We start from the raw sequence: 2,800 nt of genomic DNA on the forward strand, positions 1-2,800 counted from the left end.
AAAGACAAACCGAAGAGAGTGATAGTCTCGTATAGGTAAGCGAAGAAGATATAGCAGTACCCTGAGTAGTGCGGGACACGAGTAATCCTGTATGAATCCACCGGGACCATCCGGTAAGGCTAAATACTCCTGAAAGACCGATAGTGAACTAGTACCGTGAGGGAAAGGTGAAAAGAACCCTAAGTAAGGGAGTGAAATAGAACCTGAAACCGTACGCCTACAAGCGGTCGGAGCACATTTACTGTGTGACGGCGTGCCTTTTGCATAATGAGCCTACGAGTTACTGTTACTAGCAAGGTTAAGGATTTAAGGTCCGGAGCCGAAGCGAAAGCGAGTCTGAATAGGGCGACCATAGTTAGTAGTAGTAGACGCGAAACCGAGTGATCTACCCATGGGCAGGTTGAAGCTGTAGTAACATACAGTGGAGGACCGAACCAGTTGACGTTGAAAAGTCTTTGGATGACCTGTGGGTAGGGGTGAAAGGCCAATCAAACTCGGAAATAGCTCGTACTCCCCGAAATGCATTTAGGTGCAGCGTTGAGCGAAAATTTTATAGAGGTAGAGCTACTGATTGGATGCGGGGGCTTCACCGCCTACCAATTCCTGACAAACTCCGAATGCTATAAAATGTTACTCAGCAGTGAGGGCATGGGTGCTAAGGTCCATGTCCGAGAGGGAAAGAACCCAGACCATCAGCTAAGGTCCCCAAATATATGTTAAGTTGAACTAACGAGGTGAAACTGCTTAGACAGCTAGGATGTTGGCTTGGAAGCAGCCATTCATTTAAAGAGTGCGTAACAGCTCACTAGTCGAGCGGTTTTGCATGGATAATAATCGGGCATAAACATATTACCGAAGCTATGGATTTACGTTGAAAGACACGTAAGTGGTAGGGGAGCATTCTATTTGCGCCGAAGGTGTACTGTAAGGTATGCTGGAGCGGATAGAAAAGAAAATGTAGGCATAAGTAACGATAAAGGGGGCGAGAAACCCCCTCACCGAAAGACTAAGGTTTCCTCAGCGATGCTAATCAGCTGAGGGTTAGTCGGGTCCTAAGGCGAATCCGAAGGGAGTAGTCGATGGATAACAGGTTAATATTCCTGTACTTCTTATAATTGCGATGGGGTGACGGAGTATTGAAAGCACCGCGAACTGACGGAATAGTTCGTTGAAACATGTAGGTATTAGGACTGTAGGTAAATCCGCAGATCTAGCTGAAGTGTGATAGTACAACAAATCTTCGGATGCGTTGATAGTGTGCCTAAAAGCTTCCAAGAAAAACCTCTAAGCTTCAGATTATAAGAACCCGTACCGTAAACCGACACAGGTAGTTGGGATGAGAATTCTAAGGTGCTCGAGTGATTCATGGCTAAGGAACTAGGCAAAATCGACCCGTAACTTCGGGAGAAGGGTCGCCCATCTTCGGATGGGCCGCAGTGAAAAGGTCCAGGCGACTGTTTATCAAAAACACAGGGCTTTGCTAAATTGAAAGATGATGTATAAGGCCTGACACCTGCCCGGTGCTGGAAGGTTAAGTGGAGTTGTTAGCCTTTGGCGAAGCAATGAAATGAAGCCCCAGTAAACGGCGGCCGTAACTATAACGGTCCTAAGGTAGCGAAATTCCTTGTCGGGTAAGTTCCGACCTGCACGAATGGTGCAACGATCTGGACACTGTCTCAGCCATGAGCTCGGTGAAATTGTAGTATCGGTGAAGATGCCGATTACCCGCAGCGGGACGAAAAGACCCCGTGAACCTTTACTATAGCTTCGTATTGGTTTTGGATAAGTAATGTGTAGGATAGGTGGGAGACTATGAAGCGGCGTCGCTAGGCGTTGTGGAGTTGTCCTTGAAATACCACCCTTTGCTTATCTAGAGTCTAACTCAGCAATGAGAACAGTGCGTGGTGGGTAGTTTGACTGGGGTGGTCGCCTCCAAAAGAGTAACGGAGGCTTCTAAAGGTTCCCTCAGCACGTTTGGTAACCGTGCGTAGAGTGCAATGGCATAAGGGAGCTTGACTGAGAGACATACAGGTCGATCAGGTACGAAAGTAGAGCATAGTGATCCGGTGGTTCCGCATGGAAGGGCCATCGCTCAAAGGATAAAAGGTACTCCGGGGATAACAGGCTGATCTCCCCCAAGAGCTCACATCGACGGGGGGGTTTGGCACCTCGATGTCGGCTCGTCACATCCTGGGGCTGGAGAAGGTCCCAAGGGTTGGGCTGTTCGCCCATTAAAGTGGCACGCGAGCTGGGTTCAGAACGTCGTGAGACAGTTCGGTCTCTATCTGCTGTGGGCGTTAGAAATTTGAGTGGATTTGACTTTAGTACGAGAGGACCGAGTTGAACTAACCTCTGGTGTATCTGTTGTTCCGCCAGGAGCACTGCAGAGTAGCTACGTTGGGAAGGGATAAGCGCTGAAAGCATATAAGCGCGAAACCCACCACAAGATGAGATTTCTTTAAAGGGTCGTGGAAGATTACCACGTTGATAGGATACAGGTGTAAAGGCAGTAATGTCATAGCCGAGTATTACTAATAACCCATAGGCTTATGTATAGTTCCCGACTTTCGGGTCGGGACGCAAACTCTTTTGATAATTTACGATATGATTTTACTAATATGTTAACTTATACAGTTGCAATATACTGAACGATTTAAGGTGATTATCGCAATGGGGCTCACCTCTTTCCATCCCGAACAGAGAAGTTAAGCCCATTTGCGCCGATGGTACTGCCAATGGTGGGAGAGTAGGTCGTTGCCTTTCTTTTAAACCTCAATCTTTATAGATTGAGGTTTTTTTT

At 47.3% G+C, this 2,800-nt stretch carries 2 rRNA genes (1 of these 2 only partly in view); both read left to right on the forward strand.

The features are described from left to right. Positions 1-2,555, forward strand: a 23S ribosomal RNA gene (locus P2G10_RS12635); it begins 330 nt to the left of the window's first position. Between the two features lie 99 nt (positions 2,556-2,654). Further along, positions 2,655-2,763, forward strand: a 5S ribosomal RNA gene (rrf, locus tag P2G10_RS12640). Positions 2,764-2,800 lie beyond the last annotated feature (37 nt).

The organism is Tenacibaculum bernardetii, assembly GCF_029125915.1.
Lineage (GTDB): Bacteria > Bacteroidota > Bacteroidia > Flavobacteriales > Flavobacteriaceae > Polaribacter > Polaribacter bernardetii.